At 36.9% G+C, this 20848-nt stretch carries 17 protein-coding genes; 16 read left to right on the top strand and 1 reads right to left on the bottom strand.

Annotated elements, in window-relative coordinates:
• Window positions 1–81: 81 nt before the first annotated feature.
• The 8 genes from MKY80_RS18470 (at window position 82) to MKY80_RS18435 (ending at window position 10835) form a co-directional block, all read left to right on the top strand.
• Entirely contained in the window at window positions 82–1110 is a 1029-nt protein-coding gene (locus MKY80_RS18470; RefSeq protein ID WP_036120001.1) for a methionine ABC transporter ATP-binding protein, read from the top strand.
• Window positions 1100–1768 carry a methionine ABC transporter permease gene (locus MKY80_RS18465; protein ID WP_107922460.1) on the top strand — a complete coding sequence of 223 codons (669 nt, stop codon included), beginning with the start codon at window positions 1100–1102 and terminating at the stop codon, window positions 1766–1768. Before MKY80_RS18470 ends, MKY80_RS18465 begins: the two co-directional genes overlap by 11 nt.
• 66 nt (window positions 1769–1834) lie before the next feature.
• Window positions 1835–2686 (top strand): MetQ/NlpA family ABC transporter substrate-binding protein, encoded by an 852-nt coding sequence (locus tag MKY80_RS18460; RefSeq protein ID WP_008178012.1) that lies wholly within the window; start codon window positions 1835–1837, stop codon window positions 2684–2686.
• Between the two features lie 676 nt (window positions 2687–3362).
• Window positions 3363–4688, top strand: coding sequence for a nucleotide sugar dehydrogenase (locus tag MKY80_RS18455; RefSeq protein ID WP_307723780.1), 1326 nt, complete (start codon window positions 3363–3365; stop codon window positions 4686–4688).
• Window positions 4689–4704: 16 nt separating this feature from the next.
• Complete coding sequence (locus MKY80_RS18450) at window positions 4705–6135, top strand: polysaccharide deacetylase family protein (RefSeq protein WP_237068863.1); 1431 nt, start codon at window positions 4705–4707, stop codon at window positions 6133–6135.
• Window positions 6132–8003, top strand: a complete 1872-nt coding sequence (locus MKY80_RS18445) for a glycosyltransferase (RefSeq protein WP_089986188.1) — start codon at window positions 6132–6134, stop codon at window positions 8001–8003. Before MKY80_RS18450 ends, MKY80_RS18445 begins: the two co-directional genes overlap by 4 nt.
• Window positions 8000–9751 carry a polysaccharide deacetylase family protein gene (locus tag MKY80_RS18440; protein WP_090003327.1) on the top strand — a complete coding sequence of 584 codons (1752 nt, stop codon included), beginning with the start codon at window positions 8000–8002 and terminating at the stop codon, window positions 9749–9751. The genes MKY80_RS18445 and MKY80_RS18440 overlap by 4 nt, the downstream gene beginning before the upstream one ends.
• 22 nt (window positions 9752–9773) lie before the next feature.
• Entirely contained in the window at window positions 9774–10835 is a 1062-nt protein-coding gene (locus MKY80_RS18435; protein ID WP_089986186.1) for a glycosyl hydrolase family 18 protein, read from the top strand.
• A 103-nt stretch (window positions 10836–10938) separates the two neighbouring features.
• On the opposite strand, the gene MKY80_RS18430 is transcribed toward MKY80_RS18435, so the two are convergent.
• Window positions 10939–11841 (bottom strand): LysR family transcriptional regulator, encoded by a 903-nt coding sequence (locus tag MKY80_RS18430; protein ID WP_090003326.1) that lies wholly within the window; start codon window positions 11839–11841, stop codon window positions 10939–10941.
• 516 nt (window positions 11842–12357) lie between these two features.
• Here MKY80_RS18430 and sufC point away from each other — a divergent pair.
• From sufC to MKY80_RS18390, 8 genes are all read left to right on the top strand, one after another.
• On the top strand, window positions 12358–13143 hold the full coding sequence (gene sufC / locus MKY80_RS18425; RefSeq protein ID WP_085961721.1) for a Fe-S cluster assembly ATPase SufC: 786 nt from the start codon (window positions 12358–12360) through the stop codon (window positions 13141–13143).
• A gap of 18 nt (window positions 13144–13161) precedes the next feature.
• Window positions 13162–14469 carry a Fe-S cluster assembly protein SufD gene (sufD, locus tag MKY80_RS18420; RefSeq protein ID WP_107922463.1) on the top strand — a complete coding sequence of 436 codons (1308 nt, stop codon included), beginning with the start codon at window positions 13162–13164 and terminating at the stop codon, window positions 14467–14469.
• Window positions 14469–15698 (top strand): cysteine desulfurase, encoded by a 1230-nt coding sequence (locus MKY80_RS18415; protein WP_107922464.1) that lies wholly within the window; start codon window positions 14469–14471, stop codon window positions 15696–15698. Before sufD ends, MKY80_RS18415 begins: the two co-directional genes overlap by 1 nt.
• Window positions 15688–16113 carry a Fe-S cluster assembly sulfur transfer protein SufU gene (gene sufU / locus MKY80_RS18410; protein WP_008178033.1) on the top strand — a complete coding sequence of 142 codons (426 nt, stop codon included), beginning with the start codon at window positions 15688–15690 and terminating at the stop codon, window positions 16111–16113. The genes MKY80_RS18415 and sufU overlap by 11 nt, the downstream gene beginning before the upstream one ends.
• 99 nt (window positions 16114–16212) lie before the next feature.
• Window positions 16213–17610: a Fe-S cluster assembly protein SufB gene (gene sufB, locus MKY80_RS18405; RefSeq protein ID WP_008178036.1), complete on the top strand. Its 1398-nt coding sequence runs from the start codon at window positions 16213–16215 to the stop codon at window positions 17608–17610.
• 406 nt (window positions 17611–18016) lie between these two features.
• Window positions 18017–19012, top strand: coding sequence for an ABC transporter substrate-binding protein (locus tag MKY80_RS18400; RefSeq protein WP_342530581.1), 996 nt, complete (start codon window positions 18017–18019; stop codon window positions 19010–19012).
• A 134-nt stretch (window positions 19013–19146) separates the two neighbouring features.
• Entirely contained in the window at window positions 19147–20004 is an 858-nt protein-coding gene (locus MKY80_RS18395; protein WP_342530579.1) for a DUF72 domain-containing protein, read from the top strand.
• Window positions 20004–20828: a sulfite exporter TauE/SafE family protein gene (locus tag MKY80_RS18390; protein ID WP_025116650.1), complete on the top strand. Its 825-nt coding sequence runs from the start codon at window positions 20004–20006 to the stop codon at window positions 20826–20828. Before MKY80_RS18395 ends, MKY80_RS18390 begins: the two co-directional genes overlap by 1 nt.
• Window positions 20829–20848: the final 20 nt, after the last annotated feature.

Here is a 20848-nt window from a genome sequence, read left to right as displayed (position 1 = left end):
CGGTTCAACGTATAATACGTGACCCCTTCTACTTGTCTATAAGTGGAGGGGTTTTTTTATATAAGAAAAGGAGTATTCGCTATGATACAGCTTCAAAATATAACGAAGAAATACAAAACAGCAAATGGCGAATTAACGGCAGTCAAAGATGTTAACCTTACTATTAATAAGGGTGAAATTTTTGGCATTATCGGCTATAGTGGCGCTGGTAAAAGTACGATGATTCGTTTACTTAATGGTTTAGAGAAACCAACAGCAGGAACAGTAACGGTGAACAATCAAGAATTTTCTTCGATTAAGGGTCAAAAGCTTAGAGCAGCTAGACAAAAGGTTAGTATGATTTTTCAACATTTTAACCTACTTTGGTCACGAACAGTTGCAGAAAACATTGCCTTCCCATTAGAAATTGCAGGTGTATCAAAAGCTCAACGTGAGGCACGGGTGAAGGAATTGATAGCACTTGTTGGCTTAGAAGGTCGCGATCAAGCATATCCATCGCAGCTGTCTGGTGGACAAAAGCAACGAGTAGGGATTGCACGTGCATTAGCAAATAATCCAGAGGTTTTACTATGTGATGAGGCAACATCTGCACTAGACCCAGAGACAACAGATGCCATTCTTGATTTACTGGTAGATATTAATGAACGGTTAGGGTTAACGATTGTCCTCATTACTCATGAAATGCATGTCATTCGCAAGATTTGTCATCGTGTAGCAGTGATGGAGGCAGGCGAAATTGTAGAGCGTGGGGAAGTATTGCAAGTTTTCCAGGCACCTCAGGCAGCCATTACTAAGAAATTTGTAGCCCAAATTACAAATACAAAGGAAACACAGGATACAGTAGAACAAATCAAAGCAAATTATCCAACTGGACAACTTGTCAAATTGATTTTTGTTGGTGAAAAAACAGAACAGCCAGTTATTTCACATCTAGTGAAGCAATTCGATGTGGAAGTAAGCATCGTACACGGAAATATTTCACAAACGAAAAATGGTGCATATGGTACCCTCATAGTCCAAATTGATGGGTCGAAAGCAAATGTGACTGAAGCCTTAAGCTATTTAAATACAGTGGAAGTACAAACGGAGGTGATTGCAGATGCTAACTAATCTCTTTCCGAATGTAGACTGGGATAGCATGTGGCAGGCTACGTATGAAACATTATATATGACGGCCATTTCTACAGTTATTACATTTATTCTTGGGTTAGCTATTGGAATCGTCCTATTTTTAACAAGTCCCAATCAGTTATGGGCTAATAAAATTGTTAGCTTTTTAACAGGGTCACTCGTTAACATTTTCCGCTCTATCCCATTTATCGTGTTAATTATTTTATTAATTCCATTCACTAAGCTTTTACTAGGTACAATCCGTGGAGCTAATGCTGCTTTACCTGCTTTAATTATCGGTGCGGCTCCATTCTATGCACGTATGGTATTAATTGCGTTACGTGAGATTGATAAAGGTGTCATTGAAGCAGCTCGTTCAATGGGGGCAAAAACATCCACAATTATTTGGAAAGTTCTAATCCCTGAATCATTACCAGCACTAATTTCGGGTATTACGGTTACGGCTGTAGCACTTGTTGGATATACAGCAATGGCAGGGATAATCGGTGCAGGAGGTCTTGGGAACTTAGCCTTCCTAGACGGGTTCCAAAGAAATCGCCAAGATGTGACATTAATGGCAACTATTTTGATCTTAGTAGTCGTCTTTATTATCCAATGGATTGGTGATTTCATTACAGAAAAAATTGATAAACGTTAATAAAACTGAGGTTATTCCGGTTCTTGCCGCTAACATATTTTCATCAAAATAAAGGGAGTGTCATAAATGAAAAAGTTATTAACAGGATTATTTTTATCAATACTTGTACTAGCTTTAGCAGCTTGCGGTACTGATAAAAAAGAGGATGCAAATTCAGCATCTGGTGATAAAACAGATAGTAAAGAAAACGTTACTTTAACAGTGGGAGCTTCTAATACACCGCATGCAGTAATTTTGGATAAAGCAAAACCGATTTTAGCTGAGAAAGGTATTGACCTTAAAGTAGAAACATATACAGACTATGTGCTACCAAACCAAGATTTAGAATCAAAAGAATTGGATGCAAATTACTTCCAACATATTCCGTATTTAGAGTTACAAATTAAAGACAATGGCTATGACTTCGTCAATGCTGGTGGTGTTCATATTGAGCCAATCGGTATTTACTCAAAAAAATATAAATCTTTAGAGGAACTTCCTGAAGGTGCAACAATCTTACTTTCTAATTCTGTATCTGATCACGGTCGTATGCTGTCATTATTAGAAGCTAAGGGCTTAATTAAATTAAAAGATGGTATTGATAAAACAGCAGCAGAAATTAAGGATATAGAAGAAAATCCTAAAAACTTTAAATTTGATGCGAATACTGCACCAGAAATGCTTGTACAAATGTACGAAAACGACGAAGGGGACGCAGTACTGATCAACTCTAACTTTGCTATTGATAATGGCTTAAACCCAATCAAAGATGCGATTTCTCTTGAAGACAAAGAGTCGCCATACGTAAACATCATCGCAGTACGTGCGGGTGATGAATCAAGACCAGAAATTAAAACATTATTAGAAGTATTAACGTCTAAAGAAATCCAAGACTTTATTTTAGAAGAATGGAAAGGTGCAGTAGTACCTGTTCAATAATTTAAATAAAAGGGTACCTAAGTAGTGAAATACTTACGTACTCTTTTTCTTTTTTTAATGAATTTTGATAGCTTTCGGAAAGTGACTATTTACAAGTTGTCGATTTCCGAGGAAATAAAAAGGCTATATAAAATAGTTACAACAACTTATGTAATGTCTATTCTACGTGCTTCAAAGGATTGTTCTACCTAATCCCTCCAGTATCGGTGAAAACCAATGCTGAAGGGATTTTTTTAGAGTTTCAAAAAAGGAAAAAATGTTAATTTTCTATTTATTAACATTCTTCAGTGTCGCTTATCAACTTTTTCATCTACACTAATAAAGCGACTCTAAATATATTTACTAAATATCTGAATAAATAATGAACTTTTTTGTTCTAAATACTAATAAAGTAGGCGTTTTATCGTGAATGAAGGAATTATTTAGAAATTGTTTAGTTGCAAGTAGTACTATATAATTGTTAGAAAAGTTTTTTTGTGAAATTTAGATTTTATTCATCTATTTTGACTAAAAAAATCATACTTAAGTATGTGGAGATGGAAGGGGTTTGGTGAAAATGGCAATGAGAAATGGCCTATTACGTTGCAGAATACTCGGCATATATAAGTAGATGAATAGATAACGAAAAAAATGGCTATAAAAATTACATGAAAGTTAAGCCAAAGGAGTTATTGTTATGACGATAAACACGAAATCAATGAGCTCAGCTTTATTAAATAAAATTCAAACAAAAAAAGCGACAATCGGGGTAATTGGCCTCGGCTATGTAGGTCTACCATTTGCCATTGAAATTGTTCAAAAAGGTTTTCATGTTTTAGGCTTTGATAAAAATCAAGAAAAAATCGCCCTGTTGCAAAACGGTGAAAGCTATATAGCTGATATCCCGAAAGAAAATATACAGTTACTATTAAAGGAACATCAATTTGAAGCAACCTATGATTTTTCCAAACTTGCTTCTGTTGATGTTGTCATCATTTGTGTGCCAACCCCTACAACGGAGGATGGCACTCCTGATATTTCCTATATAGAAGAAGCAGCTCACGATATAGGGTGCCATATTAATTCAAATGCACTAGTCATTCTTGAAAGTACGACCTATCCTGGGACGACAGAGGAAATTGTTCAGCCTATTTTGCAAAAACATGGCTTTGCGGTTGGTCAAGATTTATTTTTAGCCTATTCACCAGAACGAGTGGATCCTGGTAATAGTAATTTTTCAGTTGCTAATACACCCAAAGTTGTTGGCGGTGTTACTTCCACATGCTTGGAAGTTTCAAAGGTTTTTTATGAAACAGTCATTCATACTAGTGTATATACAGTAACAAGTCCGAAAGTTGCTGAAATGGAGAAATTGCTGGAAAATACGTTTCGCCAAATCAATATCGCTCTTGTCAATGAACTAAGTCAAATTTGCTATAAAATGAATATTGATATTTGGGAAGTCATCGATGCCGCCTCAACAAAGCCATATGGATTCATGCCATTTAAACCTGGCCCAGGAGTCGGTGGACATTGTATCCCTGTGGACCCTAAATATTTATTGTGGGCGGGTCAACAGCATGGTGTCTCAGCAACATTAATAGAAGCAGCAGATAAAATTAATGATTCGATGCCTAGCTTTGTTGTAGAGAGACTCGAGCAGTACTTACGTCTGCAAAATACCGAGCTACCCCAAGCAAAAATTGTTATTATTGGTGTCACGTATAAGCCGGAAATAAATGATTCACGCGAATCTCCCGCATTACATGTCATTAAACAATTACTTGATAATCAGTGCTCAATACAAATTATCGACCCTTTTATTCAAACATTCCCTGTAGAACAATCCCTATTCAATACAGTTCCTTTAACAGAGCAAATTATTAAAGATGCAGATGCGGTATTGATTTTAACCAACCATTCTAACATTGATTATTCATTAATTGATCAACAAGCGTCATTAATTTTTGATACACGTAATACCCATTTTTTATTTAAGAATAAAAATTATTACAAGCTATAAGGAGAGTTCATGGGACATGAAACAGCTAAAAATATGTGGGCTTCTACTCCTGATGTTCTTAGCAGGATGTCAATCCACTCCTCAAAAAACGATTCAACCAATTGATTCTACTATAGAGATTAAGGAAACGGATGGTACGATGAGTGATTCAATCAGCCATGCCGATATTATTAAGCCAAAAGTGGCTCTAACATTTAATGGCTTTGCGGATAATCAAACAATGGAGCTACTGCTGAAGAAATTAGATGAATCTAATATGAAAGCTACCTTCTTTTTAGAGGGGCTACGTGTGGCACAGGAGCCAGAGCTTGTTCGAGACATTTTAAAAAGAGGTCATGAAGTGCAAAACGGTACATTGTCATTTCCAGATGTCACAGCTTTAGACTATGATCAAACGTATGAGGAGATTTATTTAACGAATCAAATATTTGAAGAGCATTTAGGATATAAGCCGAAATATGTTCGAAGCCGTTCCGGTGATATTACAGATAATATGCGCTTAGCGGCTGCTGCTTTGGACATGAATGCAGTGATAGGATTATCTATTAATCCACTGGATCGAAAAATGCAAGGTGCCCAAGAATTGGTCGATTATATAGGCAAATATATTGATAGAGGCTCTATTATTCACCTCAATACGTATATTAATCCTGCCATTATAGATACCATCCCTTTACTAGCACAATTAGCAGAAGAGCATGATTATACAATTACTACTTTAAGTGATGTGTTAGATAACCGTTATTTAACAAAGTCATTAGAAGAAATAGCAGGTTATGATGCCATCAAACCTAATTTAAATTATGAAAATATCGAACCACATTTATATTATCGAAAAGAGACATCTAAAAAAGAAATGGCCATTACCTTTGATGACTGGGCACATGAACAGCAAGTGAAGGATGTTTTAGAAGTTTTAAAAAAATATAACATTAAAAGTACATTTTTCTTAATCGGTAGTGGAGTGGAGAAAAATCCTCAATTGGCAAAGTTAATACTAGAGGAAGGTCATGAAGTAGCAAGTCACTCTTATTACCATTTAGATGTAACTAAAATGACGCCAGAGGAAATACAGGATGATTTAGTGAAGGCCCATAAAGCTCTTACTTATGCGCTACAGGAACCACCGATACTTTATTTTAGACCAGCACAGGGAATTATGGATGAACGTACTGCCAAAGTGATTACCGCTGCTGGAATTAAAACCATTGCCATGTATGATATTGCATCCTTTGACTGGAATTTAGATTACAGTGCTCAGGATATTTACGATCGGGTTATATCTAGAGCGGCACCAGGTAAGGTCATTGTCATGCACATCTTAGATGGTACGAAAACAGTCGAAGCACTTCCATTAATTATTGAAAAGTTGCAGCAGGATGGTTATAGCTTTAGTAAAATGTCAACTTGGATAGAAGAAGATGCAAATGGGGATGTGAATAAATGATAAAAACGAAAAAAGAGGTTTTAACAGTACCGCGCTCGGATCGTCGGATTCTATCAAATATTCCTGATCCCGAAAATGTCCGGAACCTTGTCAATCGTCGAGGTGCATCTTATCAGAAAGAAGAAATTGATGCGACAGATGTCAATGAAATATATCGTCTCCAACAGCTTAGCTTACGCTATGAAACTCATTTTGAGGTAATGGTGAGAAGAGCAAGACGTAAAACCAGTTCAGACAAATACTATGCGGAAGATATTTCAGTTACGGGAATCCTTGTATATACTCAACAGCCTCACCAATTATTAATAGATGAAATTTTAGAAATGAATTTTACAATTCCAGGGGGCGCAATGCCCGAGGGTTATGAGGCTAAAGTAAAGTTAAGGGCAAAGGTGGTACGACATTTTACCAAAGAGGTGGATGGTCAAACGCTGTATTATTTTGCTTGTGAATTTCTCCAACCTCTAAATGAATATATGGTAAAAAAACGGTGGGGCATTTCTGTTTTTATGGCGAGTTTATTTTTACTGGTGGTCACTCTTATTGTCATGTTGATGAGAGCAGAAAGTGTTATTTATTTTAGGTTTAATAAATTTTTATACCTTTATAGTATTATAGCGGCAACGTTTCTATTAAGTAGATACCTATTTGGTATTTTCTATAAAAATGTACCAATCAATCCGCACTATGAGCCCGGTGTATCCATAATTATCCCTGTGTTTAACGAGGAAGAATGGATACATCGAACGATTTCAAGCTGTATTAATCAGTACTATCCTGTAGATAAGTTAGAAGTGATTGTCGTGGATGATTGCTCTACGGATGGGACGGAGGAAAAAGCTAAGGAAATGATTGATCTTATTCATTTTGAGGGTGGGCGTTTTAAAACGACTGATCGCTTAAAGTTTTCTAAGCTCCCTCAAAATGGTGGAAAACGTGAAGCACTGGTAGCAGGTGTTCATCAAGCAAAACATGATTTAGTGGTTTTTGTGGACTCAGATAGTTTTTTGGAGCCACATGCAATCCGCAATTTAGTACAGCCTTTCCAAGATCCTAAAATGGGTGGAGTAGCTGGTCGGACAGAGGTAGAAAATAAATTTACAAATGCTCTGACAAAACTACAGACAGTGCGTTATTATATTGCCTTCCGTATTATGAAAGCGGCTGAATCTTGGTTTGATACGGTGACATGCTTATCTGGACCTTTAGCTTGTTATCGAAAAGAACTAATTTTAAAAAATGAAACAGCATGGCTCAATCAAAAATTTCTTGGGCAGCCTGCTACATTTGGTGATGATCGTAGTATGACAAACTATATTTTGAAAACTCATCGAACAGGTTATCAGGATAATGCAATTTGTTCGACGATCGTCCCCTCTGACACAAAGGTTTTTTTATCTCAGCAAATGAGATGGAAACGTTCTTGGTTAAGAGAATCTTTACGAGCATTTTTATTTATGTGGAAAAAAGAACCCTTCATGTTCCTTTTCTTCATCATAGGTTTAATTGTGCCAATTGCAGCACCCATTGTCGTCGTTTACAACTTAATCTATGTGCCGATTATGTATGGCGTGTTTCCAACTACCTTTTTATTAGGCTTACTTTTAATGGCCATGCTAATGAGTTTGGCTCATCTATTCTTTAGAAAAAGTAAATTATGGTTATTCGGGTTTATCTTCGTTCTTTATTATGAATTTATTTTACTCTGGCAAATGCCAGTTGCATGGGTAACTTTTTGGAAATCAACATGGGGAACAAGGGAAACACCACAAGACGTTTTGGCAAAAGAAAAGAAAATAGAAAAGCAAAAATTACGAAAATCCCGATTTTCAATGTTGAAAATTAGAAAAATGGGTGAGAAGGAATGAAAGAGAAAAATGTAATTTTACAGCCAGCTAAAAAAAATCGAAGGAAAATTCTACGTTCGATCCTACAATTAATCGTTGTTGTCTTTTTAGCAGTCGTGTTAATTAAAGCCGTTTTTCTGACAGACAAGAGATTTGCTGAGGCGGTACCATTAAACAATAAAGAAGGATTTATAGCACTTTCCTATTTTGGGGTGAGTAGAAATGACTCCCCTAAATATGTGTCAAAGAAGAATTTAGAAGAACAATTAACATTGCTTGAAAAACAAGGCTATCAAACGATTACACAACAGGATATATTGGATTTTTATCAAAAGAACAAACCATTACCTGAAAAAGCATTGTTTTTATCATTTGAGGATGGACGTACGGATTCTAGTATTTTCGCACAAAATATTATGGAGAAATTAAATTACAAGGCTACGATGTTTACGTATGCCAATAAAATGGATACCCGTGATCATAAATTTTTAAAGCCAAAAGATTTGAAGTTGATGGAGAAAAGCGGCTATTGGGAATTAGGCTCTAATGGGTACCGACTAACCTATATTAATATTTTTAATGATAAAGGGCAGTCCTTAGGAATGATTGATGAAAATAATATACCAAATAAAACAACAATCGAATATTATAACCACTATTTAATGGATTTTATTCGTAATCAATATATGATTCCAAGTGAAACTCGACAAGAGATGGAAATTCGAATTAAGAAAGATTACAAGCTTATGCAGGATATCTATCAGCAAGAGTTTGGGAAAGTTCCAAAAGCGTATGCCATTATGCATGCTAATTCATTGTATAACAATATGGACCCACTGGTGCAGAGTGCCAATGACAAGGAAATTAAAGACAAGTTTCTTATGCACTTTAATTTAGAATTGAGTGCCTATAATGATAAAGATAGCGATCTATATAACTTGAATCGATTACAAGTATCCCCCTATTGGTCAACCAATCATGTAATGATGAAGATCAGACAGGCTAGCAATCAAAATGTAGAGTTTAAAATAGGAGATCCTGCAGTAGCTCAAAAATGGCATACAGTTAATGGGGCAGCAGAATTTGATCAGAATAAAGTCATATTAACATCAGCTCCTTCTAGTGAAGGTAGGATTCTTTTAAAGGAAACAATGCCACAACAATATAATGTGAATTTTACATTTAAAGGGAATGTTGTTGGTGAACAAGCGTTCTACGTCAATTATGATGATAAAACAAATAGCTATTTACGCATTGCCTTAATCGATAATGAGCTTGTAGTAAGTGAAAAATTACCAGCTTCAGACATTGTGGAAAAGGCTCGTTTTCCATTGAATGAGATTAAGTGGAATGAAGAGGAGTATGCATTTAATAAGGCGACCGTCTATACGTATCAGGATACCCAAAAGGGATCGCGGATTGTTGAAGAAGAATACCCAAGAAACTTAACAAAAAATAGAGTATTTAACATTGCAGTAAATAAGGATAAAATAAACATAGATGTAGATAATATATTATCTGAAACTATTCAAATAAATCCTAGCCTTCATGGATCACAAATAGGATTTGGGGCGATGTTTAGTCATAAAGATACGTCCCATGAACAGTATGCAGATGATATATACGATACATTAATTGAAGATATTTTAATTACAGATAGAAAAGATCAAACCATTTTTACAAACCAATATACGAATTTCGAGAAGGTTAAGTATAAAAGTACAACATTGTTTAATCATGTTGTGGATTTCTTTATTGAAACCTTCTAAGTTGGGGTGAAATTTAAAACAAGTGAAAAATTTTATATTATTTATCTGTATAGCCCTGATTTTTATCACTGCTTGTAGTAATAGTAAAGAACCACCGGCTATAGCAAAGGAAGAATTAAAAGATAAAGCAAAGCTCCGTTTATCTATGTGGTTACCTGAATGGCAAAATCAATTAGCCTTAGAAGATGTTCAAAATTCTCAACAAGGATTACAAGATATACGTGTTTTCGGTGCGTATTTTAATGATCAAGATGAATTGTTGCTAACGGATAATGCAGTCGATATGTTGCAACAGACACAGCAGCAATACAATGAATCACATCGTGTAATCCTAACGCTTATTAATGATTATGTGACAGATAATGCTTCATCTGTTCAAAAGGATAGCACACTTTTGCATAGGCTATTACAGGATTCTGCAGCAAGGAAAAAGCATATCCATAATATTTTGCAGGTAGTTGAACAATACCAACCGGATGGCATCGAAATTGATTATGAAAAGATAGCTAAAGAGGACCTTTCAAAATATGTTCAATTTTTAAAGGAGCTTTACCGAGAGCTTGCCAAAAGGAATGTTACACTGCATGTCGTGCTAGAGCCTAGCTTTCCATTTGATATGAAGCTACCAAATGGGCCTAGCTATACGGTAATGGCCTATAATGTACATGGTTATCATAGTGGACCAGGTGCGAAGGCTACTTTTACCTTCCTCAATGATTTAATAAAAAAAATCAAGAAATCCAATCAAAAATTAGCCATCGCCTTTGCCACGGGTGGTTTCGATTGGGTAGCTCAAGGGAATACGGTTGCATTAACGGAGCTTGAGGCTGAAAAAGTGTTAGCTGAAACAAACGCAAACAAAAAACGCGATAAAGCAAGTGGAGCTGTTTATTTTACGTATACAGATTCTAGTAATATTAGTCATGAGGTTTGGTATGCTGATCAGGAAACACTTGAAAAATGGGTCAAATATGTCCAAAGGAAGAGCTATCATGATGTAGTGTTGTGGCGTGCAGGTGGATTAGGTGTCAAAACATTACAGTGGATTAATGAGCAAGAAACTGGAGAGCGCTCGTCGCCCTAAAAAAATCACCAATAATGAGAATTTCAACGAAAGCCATCGAGATTATATCAAACATCTCGATGGCTTTTGTCTACAGTTTGAATCGCCCATCAAGGCGATTTTTTTATTGAAATTGGGACAGACGTGAAAAGAAACCTTTGACGAAATTTAGAAAAATGGTTTCTGATGGAGCGATTTCTCGATTGACTGGAGAAATAATGCCAACTGTCCTTGGGATGGAGGGTGATTCGATGGGCACCTTTACAGTAAAGCGAGCAGCAGAATCATAAAGTGAGCTTTCTGGTAACAGACTAACACCTATTCCAGCTGCTACCAAGCCTTTAAGTGCATCCAAATCTTCACCCTCTGAAATAATATTAGGCAAAAATCCTGCAGCACGACAGGCATCCATAGCCACTTTATGCAATATATAGCCATCTGGGAATAACACAAATAGATCATTTCTCAATTCTGCAAGCTGGATACTCTCTCTTTTCGCCAATGGATGATTGGCAGGGAGAAGAGCTGCAATATTTTCTGTAAACAATATAGTCGACTCAATAGACTCATCTTTAGGAGGAAGCGGACCTAAAAAGGCAAGGTTTAACTCTCGATTTTTGACAGCATCAATTAAAAATCGGTAAGAACCTTGTCGTAGATGAAATTGTAAATTCGGATGCTCACGTTTAAAGGCTGAGATAACGGTTGGAAGTACATAGCTAGCCAAGCTTGTTGGAAAGCCAATCTTAATAGAGCCCTTAGCAGGATCAAGATATTCTTCTACTTGTTTGGCAGCAAAATCAATGGCCTTCAATGCTGTAATGGTATGTTCAAGAAATGTCTTCCCAATAGGGGTTAATTTCACATTACGACCTACTCGTTCAAATAACGGAGTACCTAATTCATCTTCAAGATTTGCGATTTGCCGACTAATGGCTGATTGGGCTACGTGAAGATGCTCAGCGGCTTCTGAAATATGCTCGCGTTCAGCAACCTCCACAAAATAGCGTAATTGACGTAACTCCACTAACATTTCACCTCTATTAATCTAAAAATAAGATTGATTATAGCTCAATTATATAGTATTGAAGATAAAAAGTGACTGTAAATACAGAAAAAAGTTTAAGTATTCAGTAATCTCGTACGATAGAATTTTATTGAGTGTAAAAGAGATTACCTTGAAAATATCTTCATTTTAATTGATTCCATTTTAATGAAATAGGTTATAGTATAGTTATGGTTGTTTATGCAAATTTGTCACAAAACCTCTACAATTAACCCTTTTCACGAGGTTTCCACTATGTAGCTAGATGAAATCAATTCTCAATTAGGGATAATTCATTGAAAATGAAGAAAGTCTATTCTCAATATCTATTCCAAATAGTAATAATCTGAAAATGCTTACAAAGCCTTTATTTTTCAAGATTTTATTTGAGGAGAAGGAAAGTAATTGAAATGGTTTGCATAGAGAACGATTTTCAGTTAAGATTAGAATGATGATAATTAAGGAATGGTCGACCCATTCACTGAACACTATGGAGGTATTTTCATGTCAACTTTAGTTATTAAAGATCTTCACGTTGCTATCGACGGGAAAGAGATTTTAAAAGGCGTAAATCTTACAATTAATACAAACGAAATTCACGCAATCATGGGACCAAACGGGACTGGTAAATCAACACTAGCTTCTGCTATTATGGGTCACCCTAAATATGAAGTTACTTCAGGTACTGTTGAGCTTGATGGCGAAGATGTACTTGAGATGGAAGTAGACGAGCGTGCTCAAGCTGGTTTATTCCTAGCTATGCAATATCCTTCTGAAATTGCTGGTGTTACAAATGCTGATTTCTTACGCTCAGCTATCAATGCTCGCCGTGAAGAGGGCGATGAAATTTCATTAATGAAATTTATCCGTGAATTAGATAAAAGCATGGAATTCCTAGAAATGAACGAAGATATGGCACAACGTTATTTAAATGAAGGTTTCTCTGGCGGTGAGAAAAAACGTAATGAAATTCTTCAATTAATGATGATTAAACCAACGATCGCTATTTTAGACGAAATTGACTCTGGTCTTGATATTGATGCACTTAAAGTAGTATCTAAAGGTATCAACGCAATGCGCGGTGAAGGCTTTGGCTGCTTAATGATTACGCACTATCAACGTCTTCTTAACTACATTACACCAGACCATGTACACGTAATGATGCAAGGACGTGTTGTGAAATCAGGTGGTGCAGAGCTTGCACAACGCTTAGAAGCAGAAGGTTATGACTGGATCAAAAAAGAATTAGGTATTGAAGAAGAAACAGAGGAACAAGAAGCATAAGAGGGAGGACGAACTAGCATGACAGTGGAACTTAACTTGCCTGTAACAGTACAGGACGTGCGCTCGTTCTCAGAAGCAAATGGTGAACCAACTTGGTTTACTGAGCTTCGCGCGGCAGCACTAGACAAAGTAACTGGTTTAGATTTGCCAAAACCAGATAGAACTAATATTACGAAATGGGATTTCATGAACTTCCCAGCATTTACAGTTCATAGTGAGGCATATCCATCATTGGATGCTTTACCTGAAGAAGCAAAAGGATTAATTGACCTTGAAGCGCAAGGAAACCTTTATATTCAACGCAATAATACACCAGCTTACATTAAAACATCACAAGAGCTTGCTGATAAGGGTGTTATTTTTACAGATATTTTCACAGCAGTTCGTGAACATGGTGAGCTTGTTCAAAAATACTTTATGACTGAAGCTGTTAAAGTGGATGAGCATAAGTTAACAGCGCTTCATACAGCACTTGTTAACGGTGGCGTATTTGTTTACGTACCAAAAAATGTAGTCATTGAGCAACCACTTCAAGTTGTTTTCTTAAACGATAATGCTGATGCATCATTATACAACCATGTACTAGTAGTGGCAGAAGCAAATTCTGCTGTAACATACGTGGAAACATATATTTCAACGGTTGAAGAAGCAAAAGGCCAAGCAAATATTATTGCGGAAGTAGTTGTCCAAGATAATGCGCAAGTAACATATGGAGCAGTGGATGTGCTTGCAAAAGGCTTTACGACATATGTAAACCGTCGTGGACGCTTAGCGCGTGACGCAAAAGTAGATTGGGCTCTTGGTTTAATGAATGACTCAGATACAATCTCAGAAAATATTACTCATCTAATTGGTGACGGTTCTCATGCAGATACAAAAACAGTAGTTGTTGGTCGTGGAGAACAAAAACTTAACTTCACTACAGAGGTTCGTCACTGGGGTAAAAACTCAAACGGGCATATCTTAAAACATGGTGTCATGAAAGATGCAGCTCAATCTATCTTTAATGGTATTGGCTATATCGAACATGGTGCAACGAAAGCAGATGCACAACAAGAATCACGTGTATTAATGCTTTCTGAAAAAGCTCGTGGGGATGCAAACCCAATTTTATTAATTGATGAAGATGATGTAACAGCAGGACACGCAGCATCTGTTGGTCGAGTAGATCCATTACAGCTTTACTATTTAATGAGCCGTGGTATCTCGAAAGCAGAAGCAGAGCGCCTTGTTATCCATGGATTCCTTGCGCCAGTTGTTACGCAATTACCAATTGAGGGCGTTCAAAAGCAACTGACGGAGGTTATTGAAAGGAAAGTTCGCTAATGATGAAAAAAGACATTAAAAGCTATTTCCCAATTTTAAATCAGGATGTAAATGGTCATAGACTTGCGTATCTTGATAGTGCAGCGACGTCTCAAAAACCTGTTCAAGTAATTGAAGCAATTAAAGCCTATTATGAATTTGATAATTCCAATGTTCACCGTGGTGTGCATACATTAGGAAACCGTGCTACAGATAAATATGAAGGTGCGCGTGAAAAGGTTCGTAAGTTTATTAATGCTCAATCAACACAAGAAATTATTTTTACTCGTGGAACAACGACAGCATTAAATACAGTAGCATCCAGCTATGGACGTGCAAATGTTGCTGAGGGTGATGAAATTGTCATTACTCAAATGGAACATCACTCCAATATTATTCCTTGGCAGCAGTTAGCCAAAGAAAAAAAGGCGACATTAAAATACATTGAGCTAGAAGCTGATGGAACGATTAGTTTAGAAAAAGTACGTGAGACGATTACACCGCAAACAAAAATCGTGTCGGTGTCAATGGCATCAAACGTACTTGGAACTATTAATCCAATTAAAGAAATTGCGCAAATTGCACATGCTAATGGTGCTGTTATGGTGGCTGATGGAGCTCAAGCTGCTCCGCATATGAAAATTGATGTCCAAGATTTGGATGTAGATTTCTTAGGGTTCTCTGGGCATAAAATGTGCGGTCCTACTGGAATAGGTGTACTATATGGTAAAAAGGAACACCTTGAAAAGATGGAGCCAATTGAATTTGGTGGCGAAATGATCGATTTTGTTGGGTTATATGATTCAACGTGGAAGGAATTACCGTGGAAATTTGAAGGTGGAACGCCTATTATTGCAGGTGCAATAGGATTAGGTGCCGCTATTGATTTCTTAACTGAGATTGGGCTAGATAATATTGCAAAGCATGAGCATAAGCTTGTTGGCTACGCAATGGATCAGCTTGAAACCATTGACGGTTTAAAAATTTTCGGCCCACGTGACCCAATGAAACGTTGTGGACTTGTGACATTTAACTTAGATGATGTCCATCCACATGATGTGGCAACAGTGCTTGATATGAATGGTATTGCTATTCGTGCTGGTCATCACTGTGCACAACCACTAATGAAATGTCTTCAGCAAGTAGCGACAGCGCGTGCAAGCTTCTATCTGTACAATACAGAGGAGGATATTGACCGTCTTGTTGCAGGGTTACGTTCTGCGAAGGAGTATTTTGGCGATGTCTTTTAATAATTTAGATCAACTATATCGTTCAGTCATTATGGATCACTATAAAAATCCTCGTAATAAAGGTGCTTTAGAAGGTGAAGCTGTAACGATTGATATGAACAATCCGACATGTGGAGACCGTATTCACTTAACATTAAAAGTGACTGACGGTATTGTAGAGGATGCCAAATTTGATGGTGAAGGCTGTTCAATTTCTATGTCCTCTGCTTCCATGATGACTCAACTGATTAAAGGGAAAAAGGTAGATGAAGCTTTAGAGCTTGCTGATATTTTTTCTAAAATGATGATGGGTGAAGAGTATAGCGATAAATATGACCTAGAGGATGTTGAAGCACTGCAAGGTGTCTCACAATTCCCTGCTCGTATTAAATGTGCAACATTAGCTTGGAAAGCAATGGAAAAAGGTGTGAAATAAATCATACTGCCTTGTCGGCTGGGTGAAAGTGACATACTTTCACTCAAGGCAAGGGTCGAATACCTTGAAAAATACATCTCAATGAACGGAGGATAAACGATGGCTAAAAAAATGCCTGATATCGGCGATTACAAATACGGTTTCCATGACAAGGACGTATCAATTTTCCGTTCAAAACGTGGTTTAACTGAAGAAATCGTCCGTGAAATTTCAAATATGAAACAAGAGCCAGAGTGGATGCTAGAGTACCGCTTAAAAGCACTTGAAACATTTTATGCAAAACCAATGCCACAATGGGGTGGCGATCTTGGTGATTTAGACTTTGATGAAATTACGTACTATGTAAAACCATCAGAAGCTACACAAAAATCATGGGATGAAGTACCTGACGAAATCAAAGCTACTTTTGATAAATTAGGGATTCCGGAAGCAGAACAAAAATATCTTGCGGGTGTATCTGCACAATATGAGTCAGAGGTAGTTTATCACAACATGAAGCAAGACCTTGAAGATCTTGGTATTGTGTTTAAAGATACAGACTCAGCATTACGCGAAAACGAAGATATTTTCAAACAATATTGGGGTAAAGTAATCCCGTACACAGATAATAAATTTGCGGCATTGAACTCAGCTGTATGGTCAGGTGGATCATTTATTTATGTACCACCAGGTGTTAAAGTTGAAACACCTTTACAAGCTTACTTCCGCATTAACTCTGAGAATATGGGACAATTCGAACGTACGCTAATTATTGTGGATGAAGGCGCGCATGTACACTATGTTGAAGGTTGTACAGCCCCTGTTTACACAACAAATTCTTTACACTCAGCTGTAGTAGAAATTGTTGTTCGTAAAGATGCCTACTGCCGTTATACAACGATACAAAACTGGGCAAACAACGTATACAATCTTGTAACGAAACGTACAGTTGTTGAAGAAAACGGTACAATGGAATGGATTGATGGTAACATTGGTTCTAAATTAACAATGAAATACCCAGCATGTATCCTAAAAGGTGAAGGTGCTCGTGGTATGACATTATCTATTGCATTAGCAGGTAAAGGTCAACATCAACATGCTGGAGCAAAAATGATTCATATGGCACCAAACACATCTTCTACAATCGTTTCTAAATCGATTGCTAAACAAGGTGGTAAGGTTACGTATATGGGACAAGTTCGTTTCGGTCCTAAAGCTAGCGGTGCTCGTGCCAACATTGAATGTGATACGCTGATTATGGATAACCAATCTACTTCTGATACAATCCCATACAACGAAATTCTGAATGATAACGTTTCTTTAGAGCATGAAGCTAAAGTTTCAAAAGTATCTGAAGAACAATTATTCTATTTAATGTCTCGTGGTATCTCTGAAGAAGAAGCGACAGAAATGATCGTAATGGGCTTCATCGAGCCATTCACAAAAGAATTACCAATGGAATACGCAGTAGAAATGAACCGTCTTATCAAGTTTGAGATGGAAGGGTCTATCGGGTAAAATTAAAATAAAAGGGGCAGATTCTAATATCTGCTCCTTTTTTACGTTTTCTATGAGGAAGTAGAGGATGCTTTTATAGCCTTCGATAAAATTCAAGGGGCACTTGAGAGTAATTGCTGAGAAAATGGAGAGAAGCAGCGAAGCCCTCACTTATCCCTTTAGGGAGGGCAATGTTCAAAGCTTTATTCAATCATCAGATTAGGAACTTATTAAGCCCTGTATTATAACGGGTTTTACCGGGTAAAGTATTAATTAACCCTTGTCACAACTATGTTTGTGGCAAGGGTTTTTGTTTTGTATGAAAAATAATTTTCTTAATATATTGAAATAATAGTGGATTTTTATAAGGAGACATACTAAAATGATAATGAGAATCAATATCAATTAAGAAAGGAAGTTTGAGTACATGAGAAACAAGTTTCTATTTATTAGTATGATAGCGGTATTTATGCTGATCCTCGCTGCATGCGGAGAGAAGAAAACAACGGAGGAGGATACGTCCACAGATTCGACGAAAGAGGAAGTGGCACAAACACAAGATGATTCTAGCAATGAAATTGGGACAAGAACCATTGATTATCTTGGAGAAAGCTATGAAGTGCCAGATAAGGTCGAAAGAATTGTTGTTACGGGTGCGATGGAGGCCATGGAAGATATGGTTGTACTTGATGTTCATCCAGTAGGAGCGATTGCGGTCGGTGGTAAATTCCCTGAGTTGTACGCTGCTGTTACAGATAAGGCAGAGTCGATTGGGGAGAAGATTAAGCCAAACTTTGAAAAAATATTAGAATTAGATCCAGATGTGATTTTAGGCTCAACGAAATTTCCAGAGGAAGTACAAAGTAAATTAGAGAAAATTGCTCCAACCATTTTAGTTTCGCATATCTCTACGAATTGGGAATCTAATTTAAACTTATTAGCTGAATTAACAGGCAAGCAAGCAGAGGCAGAAAAAATATTATCTACATATAAGGCGGATATTGAAGCGGCAAAATCTAGCTTAACAGAAAAGCTAGAAGGCAAAAAAGTAGCAGCCATTCGAATTCGTGGGGGACAAGCTTATGTCTATCCAAAAGAGGTATTTTTAAACCCTGTTTTATATGGTGAGCTTGGTTTAGAAGTTCCTGCTGAAATCGCTAAGGCGAAATCACAAGAAGCGATTTCTGTTGAGCAACTAGCGGATATGAATCCAGATTATTTATTTGTGCAGTTTTCAACGGATGAAAATGCGGATGCTCCAAATGCGTTAGAAGATTTTAAAAAGAATCCCATTATCCAAAATATCAATGCCTTTAAAAATGAGCAAGTATTTGTTAATGTTGTGAACCCACTAATGGAAGGTGGCCCAGCGTTTAGTCGTATTACTTTTTTAGAAGCAATCCAACAAAATCTTGATAAATAACTTGTTTGGCATGAGTTCAATTTGTATAAGGACTCATGCTTTTTCTTTGTGAAAAGCTAGATTTTTTACATGATGTTTAATTGTATGAGAAGACTGTATGCTATGATTATGTTGTAGATAGAGGAGGATGTCACATGATTGTAGTTGGATTAACTGGATGGGGCGATCACCCTTCACTTTATAGTGGAGTGACTACTTCAAAGGATAAATTATTTGATTATACAGGTCATTTTTTAGCAGTGGAAGTAGATACTTCCTTTTATGCCATACCATCCAAAGAGAATGTTCGTAAATGGTGTGAGAATACACCGGAGAATTTTCGTTTTATAGTGAAGGCCTATCAAGGCATGACGGGGCATTTGCGGGGAGAAATCCCTTTTGAATCCAAAAATGATATGTTCAATGCTTTTATTGAATGTGCCCATGAATTTAAACGTTTGGGGAAACTAGGAATGGTTTTAGCTCAGTTTCCACCGTGGTTTGATTGTCAGTCGAAAAATGTTCAATACTTATTGTATATTCGTCAACAACTAAAGGATTTCGAAGTGGCTATCGAATTTCGCAATCAAACATGGTATACAGATAATGTAGTACAACAAACAATGGACTTTTTACAAGAGCATCAATTGATTCATACGATTTGTGATGAGCCACAGGCTGGTGTAGGATCTGTGCCCTTCCATCCTGTAGTGACTGCAGATAAGGCACTGGTACGTATCCATGGGCGAAATATACATGGTTGGCGCAACACGGGGAATGCTGAAAATTGGCGCAAAGTTCGCTTTTTATATGACTATAATAAAGAAGAATTGCAGCAGCTTGGACAGCAAATCACGAAGCTTGAGTCCGAGGTGCAGGAACTATTTATATTATTTAATAACAATTCAGGTAATCATGCAGCTAAAAACGCGAAGGAATTACAGGGTATTTTGAATATTAAAGATGTTGGGTTAGCGCCTAAACAATTAAACATGTTTGAAGGGGAATTATAATGGCGTTTATTTTATTAATAATTATTGCACTATTTTCCGGTCTCCTTGGCTCATTAGTTGGGCTAGGCGGTGGCGTGGTATTAGTGCCAGCAACTTTATATATCGGTTTAAACCTTGGAATGATTCCAGATATAACACCACAAAAAGTAGTTGGTTTATCTGTTGTCATGATGATATTTACAGGACTTGCCTCCACATTAAGCTATATGAAATCAAAAACGGTGGATTATAAAACTGGCTATATATTTTTTATCGGCAGTATTCCAGGCTCTATTTTGGGCGCTTGGGTTAATAAAGGTTTAGATTTACCATCCTTCAATTTATACTTTGGTATTTTGCTTATTATTTTATCGATTATTTTACTTGTACGCGACAAATTGAAGCCTGTAAAATGGTTTGTGAAAAATGGTCTGCAACAAGAATTTACGGATGCCGAAGGGAAAACCTTTGTCTACGGATATCCGATTTGGTTTGCGATTTTATTTACGTTCGGGGTGGGCTTTGCCTCGGGGCTATTTGGTATAGGTGGAGGCTCAATGATTGTGCCGGCTATGATTATTTTGTTCTTATTTCCCCCACATGTAGCAGTAGCAACTTCGATGTTTTTAGTGTTTTTAACGTCTCTTGTTAATACGGCCAGCCATGTATATTTGGGGCATGTTCCATGGCTTTATACAATTCCTGTCATACCAGGAGCCTTTATTGGTGCGAAGCTTGGTGCGGCGTTAAATAAAAAAATTAAATCAGATACGCTTGTACTGGTTCTTCGAATTATTTTATTATTATTAGGAATTCGTTCCATCGTTGAAGGGATATTGGCTTAATCGGCTAGACTAGCTAATGA

Source organism: Lysinibacillus sp. FSL R5-0849 (assembly GCF_038595075.1).
Lineage (GTDB): Bacteria > Bacillota > Bacilli > Bacillales_A > Planococcaceae > Lysinibacillus > Lysinibacillus fusiformis.
Note: the sequence above shows the minus strand (reverse complement) of the source record. Positions and strands in the feature narration are given on the sequence as shown.